The 18,998-nt window shown below is 52.6% G+C and carries 16 protein-coding genes; 12 read left to right on the forward strand and 4 right to left on the reverse strand.

Annotation, left to right across the window (positions count from 1 at the left end):
• Positions 1 to 49: 49 nt before the first annotated feature.
• Positions 50 to 913 carry a hypothetical protein gene (locus K3T83_RS36750; RefSeq protein WP_220207875.1) on the reverse strand — a complete coding sequence of 288 codons (864 nt, stop codon included), beginning with the start codon at positions 911 to 913 and terminating at the stop codon, positions 50 to 52.
• Positions 914 to 1,483 carry an RNA polymerase sigma factor gene (locus K3T83_RS36755; RefSeq protein WP_220208369.1) on the reverse strand — a complete coding sequence of 190 codons (570 nt, stop codon included), beginning with the start codon at positions 1,481 to 1,483 and terminating at the stop codon, positions 914 to 916.
• 109 nt (positions 1,484 to 1,592) lie between these two features.
• On the opposite strand from K3T83_RS36755, the gene K3T83_RS36760 reads away from it, so the two are divergent.
• From K3T83_RS36760 to K3T83_RS36790, 7 genes are all read left to right on the forward strand, one after another.
• The gene (locus K3T83_RS36760; protein ID WP_236065066.1) at positions 1,593 to 2,834 is read left to right on the forward strand and encodes an RNA-guided endonuclease InsQ/TnpB family protein; all 1,242 of its coding nucleotides are present in this window, start codon (positions 1,593 to 1,595) and stop codon (positions 2,832 to 2,834) included.
• 21 nt (positions 2,835 to 2,855) lie between these two features.
• On the forward strand, positions 2,856 to 4,037 hold the full coding sequence (locus tag K3T83_RS36765) for a 4-hydroxybenzoate 3-monooxygenase (protein WP_373324639.1): 1,182 nt from the start codon (positions 2,856 to 2,858) through the stop codon (positions 4,035 to 4,037).
• A gap of 29 nt (positions 4,038 to 4,066) precedes the next feature.
• A complete protein-coding gene (locus K3T83_RS36770) occupies positions 4,067 to 4,984 on the forward strand; it encodes a CoA transferase subunit A (RefSeq protein ID WP_220207877.1) in 918 nt (305 codons plus the stop codon).
• A complete protein-coding gene (locus tag K3T83_RS36775) occupies positions 4,981 to 5,775 on the forward strand; it encodes a CoA-transferase subunit beta (RefSeq protein ID WP_220207878.1) in 795 nt (264 codons plus the stop codon). The genes K3T83_RS36770 and K3T83_RS36775 overlap by 4 nt, the downstream gene beginning before the upstream one ends.
• An 81-nt stretch (positions 5,776 to 5,856) precedes the next feature.
• A complete protein-coding gene (locus K3T83_RS36780; protein ID WP_220207879.1) occupies positions 5,857 to 8,988 on the forward strand; it encodes a winged helix-turn-helix domain-containing protein in 3,132 nt (1,043 codons plus the stop codon).
• Between the two features lie 164 nt (positions 8,989 to 9,152).
• Complete coding sequence (locus K3T83_RS36785; protein WP_220207880.1) at positions 9,153 to 10,001, forward strand: alpha/beta hydrolase; 849 nt, start codon at positions 9,153 to 9,155, stop codon at positions 9,999 to 10,001.
• 29 nt (positions 10,002 to 10,030) lie between these two features.
• Positions 10,031 to 11,224 carry an FAD-dependent monooxygenase gene (locus K3T83_RS36790; protein WP_220207881.1) on the forward strand — a complete coding sequence of 398 codons (1,194 nt, stop codon included), beginning with the start codon at positions 10,031 to 10,033 and terminating at the stop codon, positions 11,222 to 11,224.
• A gap of 68 nt (positions 11,225 to 11,292) precedes the next feature.
• Here the strand turns inward: K3T83_RS36790 and K3T83_RS36795 are convergent, their stop codons facing one another.
• Complete coding sequence (locus K3T83_RS36795; RefSeq protein ID WP_220207882.1) at positions 11,293 to 12,561, reverse strand: cellulase-like family protein; 1,269 nt, start codon at positions 12,559 to 12,561, stop codon at positions 11,293 to 11,295.
• A gap of 341 nt (positions 12,562 to 12,902) precedes the next feature.
• Here K3T83_RS36795 and K3T83_RS36800 point away from each other — a divergent pair, with 341 nt between their 5' ends.
• The 4 genes from K3T83_RS36800 to K3T83_RS36815 all read left to right on the forward strand — a co-directional run bounded on the left by K3T83_RS36800 (position 12,903) and on the right by K3T83_RS36815 (position 17,222).
• Entirely contained in the window at positions 12,903 to 13,733 is an 831-nt protein-coding gene (locus K3T83_RS36800; RefSeq protein WP_220207883.1) for a FadR/GntR family transcriptional regulator, read from the forward strand.
• Positions 13,734 to 13,922: 189 nt separating this feature from the next.
• Positions 13,923 to 15,278 carry an ABC transporter substrate-binding protein gene (locus K3T83_RS36805; protein WP_220207884.1) on the forward strand — a complete coding sequence of 452 codons (1,356 nt, stop codon included), beginning with the start codon at positions 13,923 to 13,925 and terminating at the stop codon, positions 15,276 to 15,278.
• 97 nt (positions 15,279 to 15,375) lie between these two features.
• On the forward strand, positions 15,376 to 16,344 hold the full coding sequence (locus K3T83_RS36810) for a carbohydrate ABC transporter permease (protein WP_220207885.1): 969 nt from the start codon (positions 15,376 to 15,378) through the stop codon (positions 16,342 to 16,344).
• A 41-nt stretch (positions 16,345 to 16,385) separates the two neighbouring features.
• A complete protein-coding gene (locus tag K3T83_RS36815) occupies positions 16,386 to 17,222 on the forward strand; it encodes a carbohydrate ABC transporter permease (RefSeq protein ID WP_220207886.1) in 837 nt (278 codons plus the stop codon).
• A gap of 73 nt (positions 17,223 to 17,295) precedes the next feature.
• Here K3T83_RS36815 and K3T83_RS36820 read toward each other — a convergent pair whose 3' ends face one another.
• The gene (locus K3T83_RS36820; RefSeq protein WP_220207887.1) at positions 17,296 to 17,889 is read right to left on the reverse strand and encodes a nuclear transport factor 2 family protein; all 594 of its coding nucleotides are present in this window, start codon (positions 17,887 to 17,889) and stop codon (positions 17,296 to 17,298) included.
• A gap of 292 nt (positions 17,890 to 18,181) precedes the next feature.
• On the opposite strand from K3T83_RS36820, the gene K3T83_RS36825 reads away from it, so the two are divergent.
• A complete protein-coding gene (locus K3T83_RS36825) occupies positions 18,182 to 18,820 on the forward strand; it encodes a TetR/AcrR family transcriptional regulator (protein ID WP_220207888.1) in 639 nt (212 codons plus the stop codon).
• Positions 18,821 to 18,998: the final 178 nt, after the last annotated feature.

Genomic DNA, 18,998 nt, shown 5'->3' on the forward strand with positions numbered 1-18,998 from the left:
AGCTAGCCCCAGAAAAGGTTCGCGAACGCACTGCAATCATTCGCAAACATTAAGAATGAGGCAGCAAGCGGTGCATGGCGGTATGCATGCGCAACAGCGCGATGGCAAGCCCTGCCACGCCGATGCAACCCAACAGCGCCGAAAGCGCAGGCGCGAACAGGAGCGTCTGGAGATGGGAGGTGCTGCTGATGGCCAGGACGGCCAGCCAGATCCCGTAGGCCAGGGAGGCTGCTGCCTGGATCGAGAGGCGTAACGAGAGCAGCAGAGCCAGTCCCGCGACCAGGAGTAGTGGCATGAGAAAGGTAAGCGTCAACGCCAGCACCTGCTCGGCCCCACCCGCCCAGAGCACCAGGTTCAGCGCGAGGCCCAGGCCAACATCGTAGCCCAGCACTATCACTAGCCTCGCCACTGCCAGTTGTAGCGGCGAGGGCAGGCAGACCAGTTCCAATTCCAGCACCTGCGCTCCTCTCCCGCGAAAGGCAATGATGGTACCCAGGTAGGCCAGCAGTGGTCCGCTAGCACGCAACACCACGTCCTGATCTGGAACCGCCTTGCTCAAGACAACTCCTGCACCGATCAGCGTGATAAGTGCGCTCACCAGCCAGAAGCCCAGGCCAAAGAGGCTGACCTGTGTGCGGGCCGTTGCCAGCAGAAAGGCGATGCAGCTGCGCTGGAGAAGCTTTTGCTCGCGAATGGCCTGGCGCACGGGCGAGTGTGCAGGCAGCACACTCGAAAGCACGGCGAGCAGACGCCGGGTGTCTGAGGGTGACGGCTGTGGTGCTTGCCACTCGGACAGGCGACGCAAGGCGGGGAGCAGATCAGCACGCTCTTCTGGCGTGGCTCCCTGCTCGCGCAGCGCGTCAGTCAACTGCTCTGGTCGCGCGATTGGCCAGGATGATTGGGGATCAAGCATCTAGTCCACTCCTTTCTGTACTGGGGCCAGCATGCTGCGCAAGCGGTGAACACCAACCGAGAGCCGCGATTTGACCGTACCCAGAGGGATTTGCAGCGTCTCAGCGATTTCTTGTAAGCTGAAGCCTTGATAAAAGCGGAGGACTATCACGATGCGATAGTCCTCACGAAGCTGAGCGAGCGCCGCCCGCACCTCGCTGCCCTGCTCTGCCGCCAGGGCGCGTTCCTCCGGGGAAGGCTCACTATCGTACAGGTGGAGCAATACGTCCTCAGCGTCACCCTCTCGCCAGCACTGGCGTACTGCGGCTGACTTGAAATAGTCGCGCACCAGATTGGTGGCAATCGCGTAGAGCCAGGGCTTGAATGGGCGAGCGGCCTGGTATGTGCGCTGCCGCAGCACATGCAGCAGGGTTTCCTGCACCAGATCTTCGGACAACTGCCGATCGCCGCCGACGAGACGATAGAGATAGCCAAGCAGTGGGCCGTGGTGGCGCGTAACCAACGAGGCTAAAGCCACCTGGTCGCCCGTCATCACAGCTGTCATCAACTCTTCATCGCTTCTCTCTTGCATCAAACGCGGCTTTGCGGCTCCTTTCAGTCGTGTACTATTCTCCGTTACGAGCGAGAGCCACAAAAGGTTCGCGCGTGCCAGACGCATCCTACTTGATGGAAGTTTATCGATGATGGTTCGTGTTTCCGCGTCTTGGGGTCATCCACAGGCAGATTATTCCGCGTTAGGCAAGACAGGGCCAAGGGAGGAAGGTAAAAGCCAGATCATCCTCAGAGACGGGGAGCAATGGCCTGAATGGGCAGAGGCGAAGAAGACACTGCAAGAGAGCCGTGAACATGACCCTGAACTGAAATGGGTCTATGGCAAGTTGATGCAAGAGATCTATTTCCGCTTAGATAGCGCGATGAAAGCCTTCTTTCGACGAGTCAAGAATGGCGAAAAGCCGGGGTTTCCGAGAGTACGCCCACGACACTGCTTTTTCACCCTTATCTATCCTGCTATGTACATCCAGGTGGAAGGTTTGTCACTCAGGCTCCCAACAGGGGGCAGGGGCAAGAACAAGCGCGACCCTGATGTCATCGCCACGCTCACTGAGGAAGCACCAACAGGCTACAAAGATGTGGCGATTTCTAGAGATGGGCAGGGACATTACTACGCGTCATTTATTGTAGAACGAGAGGAGGAAACGTGCGATAATAATAGCGTAGTTGCATTTGACTTGGGCATGAAGACACTGGCAACCGGTGTCAACGAGCAGGGCAAGGTGTACCGTGTTGGCGGTTTCAAAGGGGTTCAATGGTATAACTGCCAACTCGACAAAATCCGCTCCAAGCGTGACAAGTGCAAGAAGAAATCGCGTCGGTATTGCTACTTGAGCAACGTCTATAACCGTGTTTCGCAGCAGAAGCGCAACAAACAACGGGACAGCTTACATAAAGTGTCACACTTGATAGCCCACAAACTGGTTGAGAGAACCGTTGTGGTTGGAGACTTGAGTCAACGGCAAATTGTCATGAAAGAGCATCGAGAACGGAACAAGCACCTGCATCGAGCCGTGTTTAATGAGTGGGGCTTGTACACCTTCATCCAGATGTTGCTTTACAAGTGCCAGTTGTACGGAAAAGATCTCCAAATTTTAGATGAGCGTGATACGTCGAAAACCTGTAGTGATTGTGGGCAAAAACAGTCTACGCCACTCTGGAAACGAACCTATTACTGCAAAGAATGTGGACTCGTTATGGATCAAGACGAAAATAGCGTCGTCAATATTCTGATGAGGTTCCTTGCCCGGCTGGGGCCACATACGGGCGATCCCGTGCGGTGTGCGGACGTTTTCACTGCAATCGAAAATCAGTGTGCAGACGTTTTCACCGCCACTGACAATGTGTTAAATACATTTGAACACATTTAGAAAGGCAGATGCATGATGAGCATACGAAAACGCGTTGGCATTATAGGCGCTGGCCCGGCTGGTTTACTCCTCTCGTATCTGCTCTCTCTAGAAGGGATCGATTCGCTTGTGCTCGAAAGCCGGAGTCGAGCGGAAGTTGAATCGACGATTCGCGCTGGCGTCCTTGAGCAAGGAACGGTTGATCTATTGAAGAAGATAGGTCTTGGCGAACGTATGGAGCGCGAAGGGGCCGTTCATCAGGGGATCGAGTTGCGCTTCGATGGCTCCGGTCATCGCATTAATTTTCATGAGTTGGCAAATGGGCGTGGCATCACGCTGTACGCGCAGCACGAGGTCTTGAAGGATTTAATCGCGGCTCGTCTCAAACAGGAAGAGCAACCCATTCTTTTCAACGTTGAAAACGTACAGATCGCAGAGATCACTTCTGATCAACCACACATCCACTTCCAGCATGAACACGAGCAGAAGGAGCTTGAGTGCGATTTTGTCGCTGGCTGCGATGGCTTTCACGGCGTATCACGTGCTGTGATACCAGAACAGGGACACCACATATTTTCGCGTTCATACCCCTTTGGCTGGCTTGGCATCTTGATACAGGCTCCTCCATCGTCCAAAGAACTGATCTACTCTTATCATGAACGCGGATTTGCTCTGATCAGTACGCGCTCGCCAACGCTGCAACGCATGTATATCCAGTGCGATCCGCTGGATGATATCGCGAACTGGTCCGATGAGCTGATTCTGGAAGAGTTGCAGGCGCGTCTGGAGAGCAAGGATCAGTGGCAGTTGCAGGTGGGACCGATTACGCAAAAGGGCATTGTGGCGATGCGTAGTTTCGTGATCGAGCCAATGCAGCATGGCAGGCTGTTTCTCGCTGGTGATGCCGCTCATATCGTGCCCCCAACAGGTGCGAAGGGCATGAATCTGGCGATTGCCGATGTGCGTCATCTGGCCCGTGCGTTTGCCAGATTTTATCAGCAGCAGCAAACGGATCTGTTAGAAACATATTCCACAACCTGTTTGCGGCGAGTCTGGCGCGCGGAGCATTTTTCCTGGTGGATGACCTCTATGCTGCACCGTTTTCCAGACGATGATGCGTTTCAGCAGCGATTGCAGCGCGCACAACTTGAATATACGGTCAGCTCACGTGCAGCGTCCACCAGCCTTGCCGAAAATTATGTGGGCCTGCCTTTCACCTGGTAGCCAGCTTTGCAGAAAGAAAAGAGGTCTTCATGGTCGATAAACGTTGCACGTTGCAAGAAGCCATCGCCGAATATGTGCAGGATGATCTCTCGGTGGCAATTGAAGGTTTTACCGCCTTTATCTGCTTTGCCGCCGGGCATGAGATTATCCGTCAACGACATCGTAATCTGACGCTCATTCGCATGACGCCCGATGTGATTTATGATCAGATGGTGGCGGCTGGTGTGGCGCGTAAACTGGTGTTTAGCTATCTGGGCAATCCAGGCGTGGGGCCGTTGCATTGCCTGCGCCGCGCCATTGAGAAGGGCCAGCCGACGCCGCTTGAGATCGAAGAGTATTCGCATTACGGCATGGTTGCTCGCTATCAGGCCGGGGCGTCGCACCTGCCGTTCTTTCCTTTGCGCAGCTATCTTGGGTCGGATCTGCCACAGATCAATGAGCGGATCAAGATTATCGAGAGTCCCTATGGCGATGGGAAGGTTGCTGTGGTGCCGCCGCTCAATCCCGATGTCGCAATCGTGCATGCGCAACGGGCGGATAAACAGGGCAATACCCATATCTGGGGGCTGCTGGGAGTGCAAAAAGAGGTGGCATTTGCCGCGCGGAAGGTGATCGTGGTGGTGGAAGAGATTGTAGACGAGTCGGTGATTCGTGCTGACCCTAATAGAACACTCATTCCGGGTCTTGTCGTCGATGCAGTGGTGCAGGTTCCCTACGGGGCGCATCCTTCCTATGTGCAGGGCTATTATGATCGGGACAATGCCTTTTATTTGCGGTGGGATGCGCTCTCTCGTGATCCTGAGCAGGTGCAGGCGTGGCTTGATGAATGGGTGTATGGGCTGCCAGATCATGCCGCCTATGTTCAGAAGTTGGGAGCAGAGACGTTAGCACGCATTAAGCCTGGCCCCGCGCCTGCCGCTGGCGTAGAGTATGGAGCATATCAATGAGCGATTCTTCCACTGTGCTGAAATATACCCCGGCAGAAATGATGATCGTTGTGGCGGCGCGAGCCCTGGCGGGCGTGCGGACCGTCTTTGTTGGCGTGGGCCTGCCAAATATTGCCTGCAATGTCGCTCGTTATACGGTTGCGCCTGATCTCGAACTGATCTATGAGTCGGGCGTCTACGGCGCTCAACCAGCGCGCCAGCCGCTCTCCATTGGTGATCCCACGCTGGTTACAGGTGCTATTTCGGTAACGTCGATGGCTGATCTGTTTGGCCTCTATCTGCAAGGCGGGCTGGTGGAGACGGCGCTATTAGGTGGCGCGCAGATCGATCGCTATGGCAATCTGAATACCACCGTGATTGGCAACTATGACAATCCAAAGGTACGCCTGCCAGGGAGCGGCGGCGCGTGTGAGATTGCTATTAATGCGCAACGCGTCTTTATCATCATGCACCTCAAAAAGCGTGCATTTGTTGAGCAACTCGACTTCCTCACCACTCCGGGCCATTTTCACGGAGGCACCTCGGCTCAAGAATTGGGGATAGCTAGCAAGGGACCGCAGCTTATGATTACTGATAAAGCGCTCTTCGATTTTGAGAATGCCGAGCGTGAAATGCAACTGATTTCGTTGTATCCAGGTGTGACGCTCGATGACGTTGTAGTCGAAATAGGATGGCAGGTGCGAGTTGCTGAGACGTTGAGCGAGACCGCGCCTCCTACTACGGATGAGATAGCGCTCGTGCGAGGGAGACTCAGCTCTGGCAAGCAATCGGGTGGTACAGGCGAAGCTTAATAGGCTCTTCCAAATTCCCTAACATCTGTGCTATAGTGTTAGGGAATTTTGTCCGTGATTGGATGAGCAAGAAGCAAACATATGGCGAGATCAACCCCGATGGTACGCGATGGGAGGCTGCTTTTTTATGCAGAAGAGCAGGCAGCCTCAGCCTCTATAGCTATTGGATCAGAGCAATGGTTTGCCTGGTTAGGCGAGGAGACCTCCACAATCTTCTCGTTTCATGTCCTTGATGGTGCTTATACAGCACGCAAGGAACGTGCTGGCAGTCGTCGAGGAGGCTGGTACTGGAAAGCTTACCGTACATACCAGGGAAAGCTGTATCGAGCGTATCTTGGTAAGTCGGAAGACCTGACCCTGACGCAACTGAACGAGGTTGCGCTCACATTAGCGAAACGTGTGCATGGCAAGAGACAGGAGGGCGCAGAGGTTGCTGCTATTTCTCTAAAACAGCCACAGAGGGATATGCCACTGCTCGCAACCAAACTCCATTCCCCCCGGCTTCCATCTGTATTGGTCCCCCGTGAACGTTTGCTTGCTTTACTTGATAACGGACAACGACATAAACTCACGCTGTTGCATGCTCCGGCTGGCTTTGGGAAAACGACGCTGGCTGCTCAATGGATCGCGCATCGTCAGGTTTCGACTGCCTGGCTCTCTCTTGATAGCGGCGATAATGATCCGGTCCGTTTCTGGGCCGCCGTGATTGCTGCCTGTCAGCGTTTGCACCCCTCCGTTGGGCAGGAGGCGCTGGAACTGCTTGCGCAAGAATCATTTATGGCATCTCCTTTAGAAATGGCTTTGACCTCTCTGCTCAATGATCTGGCTCAGTTTGTTCGTGAAGAAACGCTGATCCTGGAGGATTATCATTGTATCGAGCAGCAACGTATTCATGAGACGCTGGCGTTTTTCATCGAGCGTCTTCCCACCGACCTGCATGTGGTGCTGTTGACGCGCAGTATTCCGCCGTTGCCGCTGGCACGCTGGCATGTGCGTGGCGATGTGCTGGAGGTTCATAGCGCACAACTGCGCTTTTCGGCGGAAGAAACCTCCTCTTTTTGTCAGCAAATGATCCCTCAACCTCTTGCGGAAGAGGCTATTCGCTCGTTGCATGCTCATCTAGAGGGCTGGGCCGCCGGATTGCGTTTGCTTGCCCTGAGCTTGCAGAGCCAGATGGCGCCACAGGCAATCGAAGAAATACTTACTCGCCTGCATGCTGGTTTCGCGTCTGATCGCATACACCAACCCATTCAGGAGTTTTTTCTCAGCGAGATCCTTGCTCTGCAACCGGAGCCGCTCCAACTCTTCTTGCTCCAGACTGGCATGCTTGATCGTGTGACTGCCTCGCTCTGTGATGCAGTGACGGGAAGACAGGATAGCGCTGAGTGGTTGGCACTGGTTGGACGCTCCGGGTTCTTTCTGGAAGCGTTGAGTAATGAGGGCGAGTGGTATCGTTATCATGCGCTCTTCGCGGAGGCCATGCGGACCGAGGCAAAACGTCGTCTGGGAGAGAAATCTTTGCGAGATCTGGCAATGCGGGCCGCGCGCTGGTACGAAGAGCATGAGATGCTGGTAGAGGCCATTGAAGTGTTCCTCGCTGCCCAGGAATTTGAACATGTCGCAGACCTGATTAAAAGACTTCATGGCAGAGCTTATTTCTCCGAGCATCACACGATACGGCGCTGGTTGGAGCAGTTCCCTCGGCCTCTGTTGCGCTTGCATCCTGATCTCTGTTTCCGCTATGCGCAGGCGCGGCTCTTTCCTGAGGTGATGAATAGCACGGCGCTGCAACTGGCACAGGTTGAGGATCTGCTTCAAATGGCGGAAGAAGGATGGCGTCGTCAGGGCAATCTGACCAGCATTGGAATGCTTTATGGCTTGCGCGCCTCGTATCTGCTGCTGCAAGGGCATGTCGCCCAGGCTGTTACATATGCTCAACAATCGCTTCAATTGCTCCCGTTGACAGCAGAGCAACCAGGTGATCATATGTATGTGCGGCACGACTGGCGCTGTATCTGTTTGTGCGGGCTGGCTATGGATGCTATGCAAGCGGGTGCCTTTGACCGCGCGCATCAAAATCTGCGTGAGGCGCGTGCTCTTGCGATGAACAGTAAAGATAACGTGTTCAGGCCGATTATCAACAGGATGCTTGGCGAGGTGTGCCTCGAAGCGGGACAATTGCATCAGGCCAGCGAATACTATCAGCAAGTGCTTGTCGAGGCCTATAAGACTGAAAGCGGGGAGGAGGTGGTATTGCCGCTCGCCCTCTATGGACAGGCGCGGCTAGCCTATGAGTGGAATCAGCTTGAGCAGGCCGCGCAACTGATGAGCAAGGCTGCGTCTTATGCATTTGAAGGCTATTTTCCGCATTGGGAGGAGGAGCTACATGTGGGAGGGGAGCTTTTGAGGTTGCTCTTGCTGCATGCGCGTGGAGAGGCTGATCTGGTGCAATCGCGCTTCACTGCTCTGCTTGCACGTATGCGAGCCAGCACTTATCTTAATATACTGCAACTGCTCCCCGATGTGCTGGCCTGGCAGGGACGTTTACAGATCAGAGATGGTGATCTGGCAGCTGCAAAACGTACTCTCGACAAGCTTGCTCATCCCGAACAGGAGCTATCGCCGCTGCAACAACAGACACGTACACTTTTGCAAGCTCGTCTTCTGCTTGCCCAAGGTGAGGCGGAAGCGGCTCTCTCTTTGCTTGAACAACTGCTCCCCATAGCGCAAGAGGGCCAGCACTTCATCCGCGTTCTGGAAATTCAGCTTCTTATCGCCCTTGCTTGTACAGTATGCAGGAAGGGACAGCAAGCGCGGCAAGACGTGATCCAGGTGCTTTTGCAAGCGAGGACTGAGGGCTTTCTGCGGTTGTTCCTGGATGAAGGGGAGCCAGTTGCCGTGCTACTCCGTTCTCTGTTGCCTGCATTGACCGAGAAACCTTTACGTATGTATATACAACGCATTTTGCATGCATTTTCCTCTAATACTATCAGCCAATGGAGAGGTGAAGGGCCACTGATCGAGCCGCTTTCGATGCAGGAACAGCGCGTCCTTGCCTTATTGGTTGCCGGACGCAGTAACCCGGAGATTGCCGAAGCGCTTGTTGTTTCTGTCAATACTGTCAAAGGCCATGTGAAAAACCTCTATCGCAAGCTTGGCGTCGCCAATCGCGTTCAGGCCGGAGAGGTCGCTCGTCACGCGAAACTCGTCTAATATCTTTCCTCATTTGCCGATAAACCACCCACCGAACAACCCGATTGGAGGGCGCGCAACCACCCCGGCGCTGAGTATACTCATGGCAGTGATGTGAGGCATATGCATAACTTCTCTTGCATATCGCATGAATAATGGAAATTTCATCTATAAATGAGGTTGTCATGCAATATACGAAGCGATTAGAGATTGTTCCCATCTGGCCTGAAGGTGTGTTGGAGAGAAACAATGAAGTGCTGCCAGAGCAGGAGACATTGTTCTCATCTTATATCAGCTCTGAATCTGTAAAATTTGTACGCAATGTTTCGCAGCCAACCTTGCTAGCCTACCTGCCAGATCCCACGATTGCTAATGGCAGCGCCGTGCTTGTCTGTCCAGGTGGTTGTTTTGCCTTTCTCCCCATTGAAATCGAAGGAGAGGCTGTCGCGCGCTGGTTGAACAAGTGGGGAGTGGCAGTCTTTGTCCTCAAATACCGGCTCTCGCCAACAGCCGTGAATGATGAAGAGTTCTTGCAACAATTTATGCATATCGTTCACGATGAGGAAAGAATGAAAGCACAGGCTCCGGTTGGCATTATTGATGGGAAACAGGCTTTAAAAGTATTACGAGAACGCGCGCATGAGTGGGGGGTAGACCCGGAGCGCATTGGAGTCCTCGGTTTCTCTGGTGGGGGAGTTATCTCCCTTGCGTTAGCCACACACTATGATGCTCAGAGCCGCCCCAGCTTTGCCGCATCGCTTTATTCTCCTGTCTGGCAGGCGCTCACGGTGCCAGAGGATGCCCCGCCGCTTTTCATCGCGCTTGCAGGTGATGATATGGCAGTTCCCGATGGCAATATGCCTCTCTATAGCGCCTGGAAAGCCGCCAATCGTCCGGTTGAGTTGCATATCTATGCCAGAGGTGGCCACGCTTTCGGTATGCAAAAACAGGGGCTTACCAGTGATCATTGGATTGAGCAGTTTGGCGAATGGCTGCGACTTGAGGGGTTTTTAAAGATTGATCGCGATAAATAAGGCATTATTAGTTTATGAAGGATAAAAATATGAAAAACAAAAATATTCTCATCTCGGGGGCAAGTATTGGGGGGCCGGCGCTGGCGTATTGGCTGGCTCGTTATGGCTTTCATCCAACTGTGGTCGAGCAGGCACCAGCGCTGCGTGAAGGCGGCTATGCTATCGACATTCGAGGGGCAGCGCGACTCGTGTCCGAGCGTATGGGGATTATGGAGGCGGTGCGAGAGGCAACCACGAAGGCGCGTGGCATGTCGTATGTTAATAGCGCGAATAAAGTGCAGGCAAACATGACCGTCGATCAGTTGGGAGGTGAGGGTATCGTCAGCGAGTTCGAGATCTTGCGTGGCGATCTATCCCATATCCTCTATGCAGTCACGAAAGATACCACCGAATACATTTTTAACGATTCGATTACTTCGCTGGTGCAGAATGAGGACGGCGTGCGAGTCACGTTCAGGCGGAGCGAGCCACGCACATTCGATCTCGTGATAGGGGCTGATGGACTCCACTCGAATGTGCGTGCGTTGACGTTTGGCGATGAGTCTCAGTTTATCCGTCACCTCGGCTATTATGTCTCGATCTTTACCGCCGCCAACCACATGCATCTGGATCACTGGCAACTCGTCTATAATATGCCCGGCAAGCTAGCTGGCATTTATAGTTCCCGGCAGAACAGCGAGGCGAAGGCCATGTTTTACTTCACGTCGCCGCCGCTCTCCTATGATCGCCACAATAGCCAGGAGCAGAAAGAGATTGTGGCGAAAATGTTTGCGGGAGAGGGATGGGAGATCCCACAGTTGCTCAAGGCGATGCAGGATGCCCCCGATTTCTACTTTGATTCGATTAGCCTGATTCAGATGCCATGCTGGTCAAAGGGGCGCGTCTCGCTGGTGGGTGATGCTGGCTACTGTCCATCGCCGCTCTCAGGTCAGGGAACAAATCTGGCGCTTGTGGGAGCCTATGTGCTGGCTGGAGAACTCAAAGAAGCTAGTGGTGATTATCGTACGGCATTCGCGCGTTATGAAGAGGTGATGCGGGAATATGTTGAGCGGAACCAGAAGGCGGCACAGGAGGGTGGACAGTGGTTTGTTGCACCGACGCGCCTTATGATCTGGCTCCGCAACTTGAATATCGGCATGTTGCCCTACCTGCCCTGGAAAGGTCTCATCATCAAGGCGATTCAACAACAGTATGCCATCACGCTCAAGAATTATGACCTCTAGTAGTGGTCAGGAGGAAAGCGGATGACTGCGGGTAATACTGCTGTCATCCGCCTGTTATCGGTGGATATCTATCCTCGTAAGATCGAGGCATTGAGGCGCTGCTGCCAGGCAATATCTTGCCAGAAGGGATGATGTGGAGCGCAGTTAGAGCAGAGGATGATGCCCCAGAAGTTGTGGTGCTGGCATGCAGCTATTGCATATTCAGCGATATCCTTTCCTACTGGCCCCTCTTCAAAAAGAGCGGACAGAGGTGTATAGCCAACGTAGCCCTCCCCCACGACTGCTGGCACTTGATGCTCTTCAGCCCAATCCGCGATGGTTGCCACACGGAGATCAATCGCCTGCCGCATCGCTTCTCGATGAGCGCCATAGTGTTCGTAGAGCCAGAGATCCCACTTGTCGGGATCGACCCAATCGTGCAAATAGAAAAGTCGGCGGCTCACGACCGTTGCGTCCAATCGCCACTCCTGGCCGGTTGGAGGTTGCCATTCTGCAAAGGGAGGCGCTTCTGGACGCAGCAATTGGCGCGTGAGATCGTTGGGAAAGGGCTGCTCTGTATCTCTTAGCCCTGCTTGCTGGAAAAGCTGATTGAGGACGCCATAGATATAGATATGGAACTGTGCAACTTGCATATTTGTGGCAACATGGCGTACATGAGTGAGTGGGATGCCGGCATAACTTACGGTCATGAGTATATCGGGGTGCTGATTGCGCAGGGTCTCCAGGGCAGCCTCCAGATAGGGTTTTTCGGCCGCAAAAGTATCTTCCCCTGCCTGTGCCACGTCTTTGAGCATGCCAGCTTCGACCTCGTTGTGTAGCTCGACAAAAGCGATACGATCTGCAAACTGGTGCTGTTTCAGAAAAGCGATCATACGACCCATTGCCTGTGCTAACTGCATACAACGTTGTTCTGGCGAGATAGCAAGCAAGCTGTGATACCAATCGGGCGTGGCAAAAAAGCTGGAACTCTGTTGAAATTCCCAGGAAGAGAGAATGATAAAGCAATTATGGCGCTGTGCCGCTTGAAAAAGCTGTAGGAGATGCTCGCGGCCATCGAGGAGAGCGCCACCGCGTGCATTGTACCAGCGCGTATGCTGCCCAAAGTCTCCTCCCATATTGGCAAATTGCAGGCGACTTGTATCGCGCTCGTCATTGCCGAAGAGCAGATATGGCATGGCGCAGATACGCACGGTGTTGTATCCACGCTCAACGGCTTCGGAAAAGGCGCGGTCCAGATCGTCAAAAGGCTCTCCAGGCATTGTCATGGTATACCATGAAAAATCCCATAGAGAAATAGTCAATTTACGTGGCAGGTGTTCAGGAATAGGTGTCTGCATCCTGTTGTCATCTCCTCCGGTGGTAAACTTTCAGGTACAAGCAGCTCGGTTGCTCCATAGCATCCTGCAAACCACTGTACCATATAATCATATCAATTTCAATCTAGTTGTCCAATGACCGCATCAATTTTTAAAAATGTATGCGCATATTGTATTATTATACCCTTCTTGCAAGATTGACTTTTGCTTTATTGTGATGTTATACTCCGTTTGATACCAGATTTACCCCTGATTCGCTAGATGAAAGACATGGTGATCTGATCTTTATTCCGTTCGTGCCAGAGATAGGGGGCGAACTTTTATCCCTGTTGGCAATATGGACGGAGAGGGTAGCATACGCTATGCAAGACAAGGTTCAACGACATCAGCTTTACGAAGTGGTGATGGAGTATATTCGTGCTGATATCGCATCGGGAAAGCTCAAGGCCGGAGACCGACTGGAGACGGTGAGGGAACTTGCCAGACGACTCGGCGTGGGCCAGTCCTCGGTACGCGAGGCAGTGCGTGTGTTGAGTTACATGGGGCTGTTGCGCGTCAAACATGGAGGCGGTATTTTTGTGACCGAGCGGCTGGACCAGGAGGGCGTTTTCGAGTCGCGCAATCTGCTGGCAGAAGGTGATCGTACCTCTCTACGTCATTTGTTGGAACTACGCCTCGCAATAGAGCCAATGTCTGCTCGTCTCGCAGCTGAGCGAGCAACGGAAGCTGACATCAGAGAGATAGAGCGCCGCTGTAACATCGTGCAAGAATTACACGAACAGAACCTCAAGGCATTTCAAGAGCAGAGTGCGCTTCAGGAAGAGGATGTATTATTTCACATGGCGATTGTGCGTGGGGCACACAACACTCTGCTACTCGATGCTCTAGAGCGCGTACATAGCCAGTTACGTGGGAGCCGTAGTATTACCTCTCATGTGCCACAACTGGTAGATAGCGCGCTCCGTTTCCACCCTCAGATTACAGAATCGATACGTATGCATGATGCACGCCACGCCGAGAATTTTATGCGTGCGCATCTTGAAGATGTGATGTGGTGGCTGGAGGTGTACGATGCAAAGCGCCAGGCGCATCCCAGGGAAGGGCAGAACGTTACCGACAATGAAGTGCATGCTGTGCAGTCCTCCGAAAAAGGATTGCTGGCAATAGAGTTCACGCTGGATTCGGCCCCGTAAACCTATTTGCCAGTGCGAACTGAGGCATTGCCTGTCTCTGAGCATTCGCGCTGGCCCGACCTCGATGGGCTGAAACACGTGAACAAGGTATTCAATGCAGAAATAGCTTATGAGGCAACTCAATGAGCTAATAGTCCTTCCATTGAACGGATCGTATGTACATCTTCTATGTTAGAAGGAGGACGAGGAATGTCCAGAGACGAGATGCAAGGCCTGACGCGTGACCTGTTTGCTAGCAGGATCTCGCGTCGCACGTTTTCCACCCGAGCCATCGCTGCCGGTTTTTCGGCCAGTGCAGTAAGCGCTTTCCTGGCAGCCTGTGGCGGCGATGAAAGCAGTAACCCTGCCGATAGCTCAGGACAAATTACCGTCTGGACCTGGCCGGACAACGACAAGACATTTGAGAAGACGATTCCTATTTTCGAGAAAAAATTCCCCAAGATCACCGTAAAAGTGCAGGCATTCGATTCCAGCTCTTATCATGACAAATTACTGGCGTCCCTGGTCGCAGGCTCTGGCCCGGACGTGGCGATGGTCGAGATCGGCAACATTGCCAAATTTAAGGGCAAGCCGGGCTTTGTCGATCTGGCGCAAAGTCCCTACGATGCCAAGCAATACAAGAGCAACTATGCCGCCTATTCTTGGAACTATGTCGCCGATGAGCAGACCGGAAAGATATTCACGCTGCCCAAGAACACAGGGCCAGGCGCGATGTTCTATCGTCGCGATCTCTTTCAAAAGGCCGGTTTGCCCACTGAGCCGGATGCGGTCCATGCACTGTTGAAAGATTGGGATGCGTTTCTCTCTGCGGCGAAAAAGCTGGCGATCAGCAGTAAACAATGGATGGTCGCTACGCCTGGTCAGATATTTAATACCATGCTGGCGCAGGCGCACCTTTCCTACTACGACGCGGGCGGCAATCTGCAACTGAGAAATCCCGCTTATCGTACCGCGCTACAGTACACCAAGAATGCCTGGCAAGCTGGCTTCATCTCGCCTTTTAAGGAATGGGGAACGGAGTGGGCCGCCACGATGCAGAATGGCACGATTGCAACATATCTTTACGGGAACTGGTTCGGCGGTTTATTGAAGTCAGTCTATGCAAAAGGAACGGATGGCAAATGGGGGGTGACGGATGCTCCAGCGTTTCAGGGGAGTAGCGCTTATGATAGTGGCGGCGATTTCATTGGTATTTTAGAGAGCAGCCAGAACAAGGGGGCGGCCTGGAACTTTATCAAGTTCGTTACGCAAGACCCGGATAGCCTCAAGACGATGTACCTCGCCAACGACCTCTATCCCGCCTGGTCGCCTGCTCTCAGCCAGCAGTGGCTCAATACCAGCGACACCTTTTATAGCGGTCAGCAGGTCAATCAGATTTTCTCTCAGGTGCAGGCAAAGATGACGCCGCCCGTTACTAACCCGAATGACCCGGTTGTTAGTACCGTCATGACCAGTGCCCTTCAGGACTTGACGCAGGGCAATTTAAGCGTTGATGCGGTATTAGACAAGGCTGAACAACAAATCAAGGCCAAGACCGGTAAGTAATTGGTTGAAGCGAGTGCATGAGGCGTCCCATAGCTTGTGGATCTTTCTCGTCGGTCGTGGGATGTCCTGTGCTTGCTTCTGAGAAAGGACGTAGGTGATGCAAACGCAGACAAAAAAATATGCGGCAACATCATCATTGACACTGGAGCGAGAGCGGAGAGTGGAGAGGGATCGCCTGTTCAAGCGAATACGTGATAACTGGACGTTTTATGTTTGCGTTGCACCGTTTTTTATCCTTTTCGCGATCTTTGGTGCCTATCCCATTCTGGCCTCACTCTACTATAGCTTCACACGTTGGGACGGACTCTCTCAGCCTATTTTTGTAGGTGGTGCCAATTATGTGAATCTTTTCCGTGATCCAACATTTCTGAAAGTACTGACCAATACCATCTATGTCTGGCTCGGTTCTACTATTGCTACGCTCTGCCTGGCTTTCCTGCTTGCGTTTCTGGTGAACCACTACGTCTCTCGTTTTCGCACAACCTTTCGGGTGGTATTTCTTTTTCCGCAGCTGGTTGCGCCTGCGCTGGTGGCAATTATTATCAGCACCCTTTTCTCCACGAATGCGGGACTGGTAAACACATTGCTGGGCTTCATCGTTGGGCATAAGATTGAATATGACTGGTTCGCTACGGGCGTCTGGCTCAAACCGCTGGTGATCTTGATGATCGTCTGGCGTTGGACGGGCTGGCATTTTACGCTCTTTCTGGCCGGTCTGCAAACGATTCCTACCGAGGTCTATGAAGCCGCTCGGGTCGATGGCGCTGCCGGGCGGCACATCTTCCGTTTCATTACGGTACCTTTGATGGTGCCGGTCTTTCTGGTCAGCACGGTAACGGCCACGATTGGCGGTTTGCAGCTGTTTGATGAGCCATATGTGTTGACAAATGGCACAGGGGGCACGCTGCAACTGGGAACGACGCTGGGATTGTACCAGTATCAGACGGCATTTCAGGATTTTAACTTCGGGCTGGCATCTGCCGTTTCCTATATCATTTTTGCCCTGGTGGTTGTCTTTGCCATCCTCAATTTCCGCCTGGTGCGGAGCGACGATAGCGGTAAATAGTAGAGAACAAACAGAGAGAACAGGATAGAAAGCGAGCAACTATGCAAGCACTCTCTTCCAATCGCACGTTACGCCTGTTGATTACCATTGGCATTGCGATTCTGGCGCTTCTTTTTGTCTTTCCCCTTTACTGGATGGTTGTGCTGGGGACGCATACGCGCACAGAGGTCTATCAGTTTCCACCGCCAGTGCTGCCCGGTTCGGCGCTGCTCGATAACTTTTCGCGCCTCATTCAAGCTTTTAACCTGCCTGGAGCGATGTGGAACAGCTTTTTCGTCGCTGGCGCTTCTACGCTGCTCACGCTCTTTTTCTGCTCGCTGGCAGGCTACGGCTTTGCCCGCTTTCGTCTGGCTCCTGGCAATCGCTGGCTCTTCAACATCATGCTGGGAACGATTATGATACCGCCAACGGTCGGGTTAATTCCCTGGTTTATCGAAATGAAGAATTTTCACTGGCTCAACACCTACTGGCCTCTGATCGTTCCGACGATGGCGAGCGCCTTTGGTATTTTCTGGATGCGTCAATATATTGTACAGACAATTCCCTCCGAACTGTATGATGCTGCGAAAGTTGATGGTTGCTCCGATTTGCGTACATACTGGCAGATCGTCGTGCCTTTGATCGTGCCTGGGTTGGCGGCGCTCGGCGTGCTCACGTTCTTGCAAATCTGGAACAATTTTCAGATCCCTCTCATCATCCTCAATGACAAGAGCTTGTTTACCATGCCGCTGGCACTTACAAGCCTGAATACGCTCTATGCTACTGATACACCCGCTGTGATGCTGGGAACTGCGATTAGCGTACTGCCGATTATTATTGCTTTTCTGCTGGGGACGCGTTACTTCCTGGCAGGTCTTACCAGTGGTGCGGTTAAGTAGGTGTGGAGGCTCAAAAACGAATGCGGGGCTCTATTCAATACAGAGTCCCGCATTTCGTGCAGAAAATGAGCTATTAGACGTTATCCAGTTTGGTAATCTTCCAGTCGCTGCCTATTTTGGTTAATTCAAGCGTGACAGTATAAGGAGCACCGTTACGCGTTACTTCAACTTTTACAGTAGAGTTATCATTATCGGTATTGACGCTGGTTATTGAATGTTTGGTGACTTTGCCTCTTTCTTTATCCAGGGCATTGCCAATTTGCGAAAAGACGGTTGCATTTGCCTGGAGAGTTTGGCCGCCTACCGTGAAGGTATCAACTTTCATGTATGAATAGGCGGTGTTGTAATCCTGACTTTCTATCGCTTTGTAATATGAGTCTGCGGCGCTGCTCGGTCCTCCGAGAAGGGTGCCGCCTAGAACCGCCAGTCCTCCACAGGCAAGCACAAAGATGCCAACGACGATACCCAGTGTGATCCACAACCATTTAAGCGATCTTTTCTGGGCAGGAGGCTGTGCGTACGGTGGGACTCCACCGTAAGGCGGCTGATTGGGTATACCATATGGCGGTGGTGTTTGTGGTGGCACACCATAAGGTGGTTGATTAGGCACTCCGTACGACGGTTGATTGGGCGTACCATAAGGTGGTTGATTTGGATCGTATCCCATGAATGTATGTCCTCCATTATCACAATGTGCAGTCTGATTGAATGCTGAAAAGGGCGCTGCCTATAGTTGCAGGAGCTAATTTTAATGTGCAGACCTGCACATGATCTTGCTAACCTCTTCGCCTGGTTATACGCATGAAGTGATTATTTTTGGGATGAAATTGAGCATATTTTTCTGAAGCAGAAGAATTTCAATAGTATGGCTTGCAAACAGATTCGATCTATGTTATAAATAGAATGGTCATTCGATCCAGAGAAAATGATTGCAGTTGATGCTAAATAAAGAAGGGTCTATGCGAGCGGAAGAGCAGGTACAGAAGAGCGAGAAGCGAGAAGCTATTTTGCAGGCGGCGCTGGAGCTGGTTGCGGAAAATGGCTTGCAGCATACGCCGATGTCGATGATCTCTAAACGCTCCAGGGCCAGTGCCGGCATCATCTACCACTACTTTGAGAGTAAGGATGATCTGCTAGCGTCGCTCTATCAGCGCATCAAAAGAGAGATGAGTCGTGCTATTGCTGCGAGATATGATCCGCAGCAGCCGCTCGTGAAGCGGTTTCAATCGCTCTGGCTATCCATGTTCCATTATGCTCTTGCCCATCCAAAAGAAATGGTGTTTTTGGAGCAGTATGAGAGTATACCAGGTGTAAAACAGCATGAGGGGGTGAAGACGTTGCAGGATATGGCCGAAGATTGGCAGCGGAAAAATCCCTTTGGCGCTGAGAATGATCTTGAAGCGCAGGTGTTGCATGGGCTGGTGAGGGATCTCAGCGCCCAGGATTTGCTCAAAGACCTGCCCCTGGAAGTCATTGGTGAGTTTACAATGGGCGTCGCGCTCAGGCTGGCCCGACAGTCGGCTGCTGGCCTCGTGAAGCTTGATGAGGCCGCATTGAATAACGTTGCCAGGGCGTGTTGGGATGCCATTGCGCGTTAAATTTTTTATCTCAAATAGAATGAACGATCGATCTAATATTATTCTCGATTTTGAGAGAAAGGTTGGCGAATGAGTGTGTTATTCCTATTCCAGGTGCCAGGAATGCCCAGCAAGCGCGTGAAAATGCCGGCGTGCTGGACTGGCGCTTGACAGGAGATGAGTACGTACGTATTAGTCG

It is taken from the genome of Reticulibacter mediterranei (genome assembly GCF_016587455.1).

Coding starts and splice junctions, on each gene's coding strand:
- K3T83_RS36750 (WP_220207875.1), bottom strand. CDS start 913: ATGCTTGATCCCCAATCATCCTGGCCAATCGCGCGACCAGAGCAGTTG.
- K3T83_RS36755 (WP_220208369.1), bottom strand. CDS start 1,483: ATGCAAGAGAGAAGCGATGAAGAGTTGATGACAGCTGTGATGACGGGC.
- K3T83_RS36760 (WP_236065066.1), top strand. CDS start 1,593: ATGATGGTTCGTGTTTCCGCGTCTTGGGGTCATCCACAGGCAGATTAT.
- K3T83_RS36770 (WP_220207877.1), top strand. CDS start 4,067: ATGGTCGATAAACGTTGCACGTTGCAAGAAGCCATCGCCGAATATGTG.
- K3T83_RS36775 (WP_220207878.1), top strand. CDS start 4,981: ATGAGCGATTCTTCCACTGTGCTGAAATATACCCCGGCAGAAATGATG.
- K3T83_RS36780 (WP_220207879.1), top strand. CDS start 5,857: ATGGCGAGATCAACCCCGATGGTACGCGATGGGAGGCTGCTTTTTTAT.
- K3T83_RS36785 (WP_220207880.1), top strand. CDS start 9,153: ATGCAATATACGAAGCGATTAGAGATTGTTCCCATCTGGCCTGAAGGT.
- K3T83_RS36790 (WP_220207881.1), top strand. CDS start 10,031: ATGAAAAACAAAAATATTCTCATCTCGGGGGCAAGTATTGGGGGGCCG.
- K3T83_RS36795 (WP_220207882.1), bottom strand. CDS start 12,561: ATGCAGACACCTATTCCTGAACACCTGCCACGTAAATTGACTATTTCT.
- K3T83_RS36800 (WP_220207883.1), top strand. CDS start 12,903: ATGCAAGACAAGGTTCAACGACATCAGCTTTACGAAGTGGTGATGGAG.
- K3T83_RS36805 (WP_220207884.1), top strand. CDS start 13,923: ATGTCCAGAGACGAGATGCAAGGCCTGACGCGTGACCTGTTTGCTAGC.
- K3T83_RS36810 (WP_220207885.1), top strand. CDS start 15,376: ATGCAAACGCAGACAAAAAAATATGCGGCAACATCATCATTGACACTG.
- K3T83_RS36815 (WP_220207886.1), top strand. CDS start 16,386: ATGCAAGCACTCTCTTCCAATCGCACGTTACGCCTGTTGATTACCATT.
- K3T83_RS36820 (WP_220207887.1), bottom strand. CDS start 17,889: ATGGGATACGATCCAAATCAACCACCTTATGGTACGCCCAATCAACCG.
- K3T83_RS36825 (WP_220207888.1), top strand. CDS start 18,182: ATGCGAGCGGAAGAGCAGGTACAGAAGAGCGAGAAGCGAGAAGCTATT.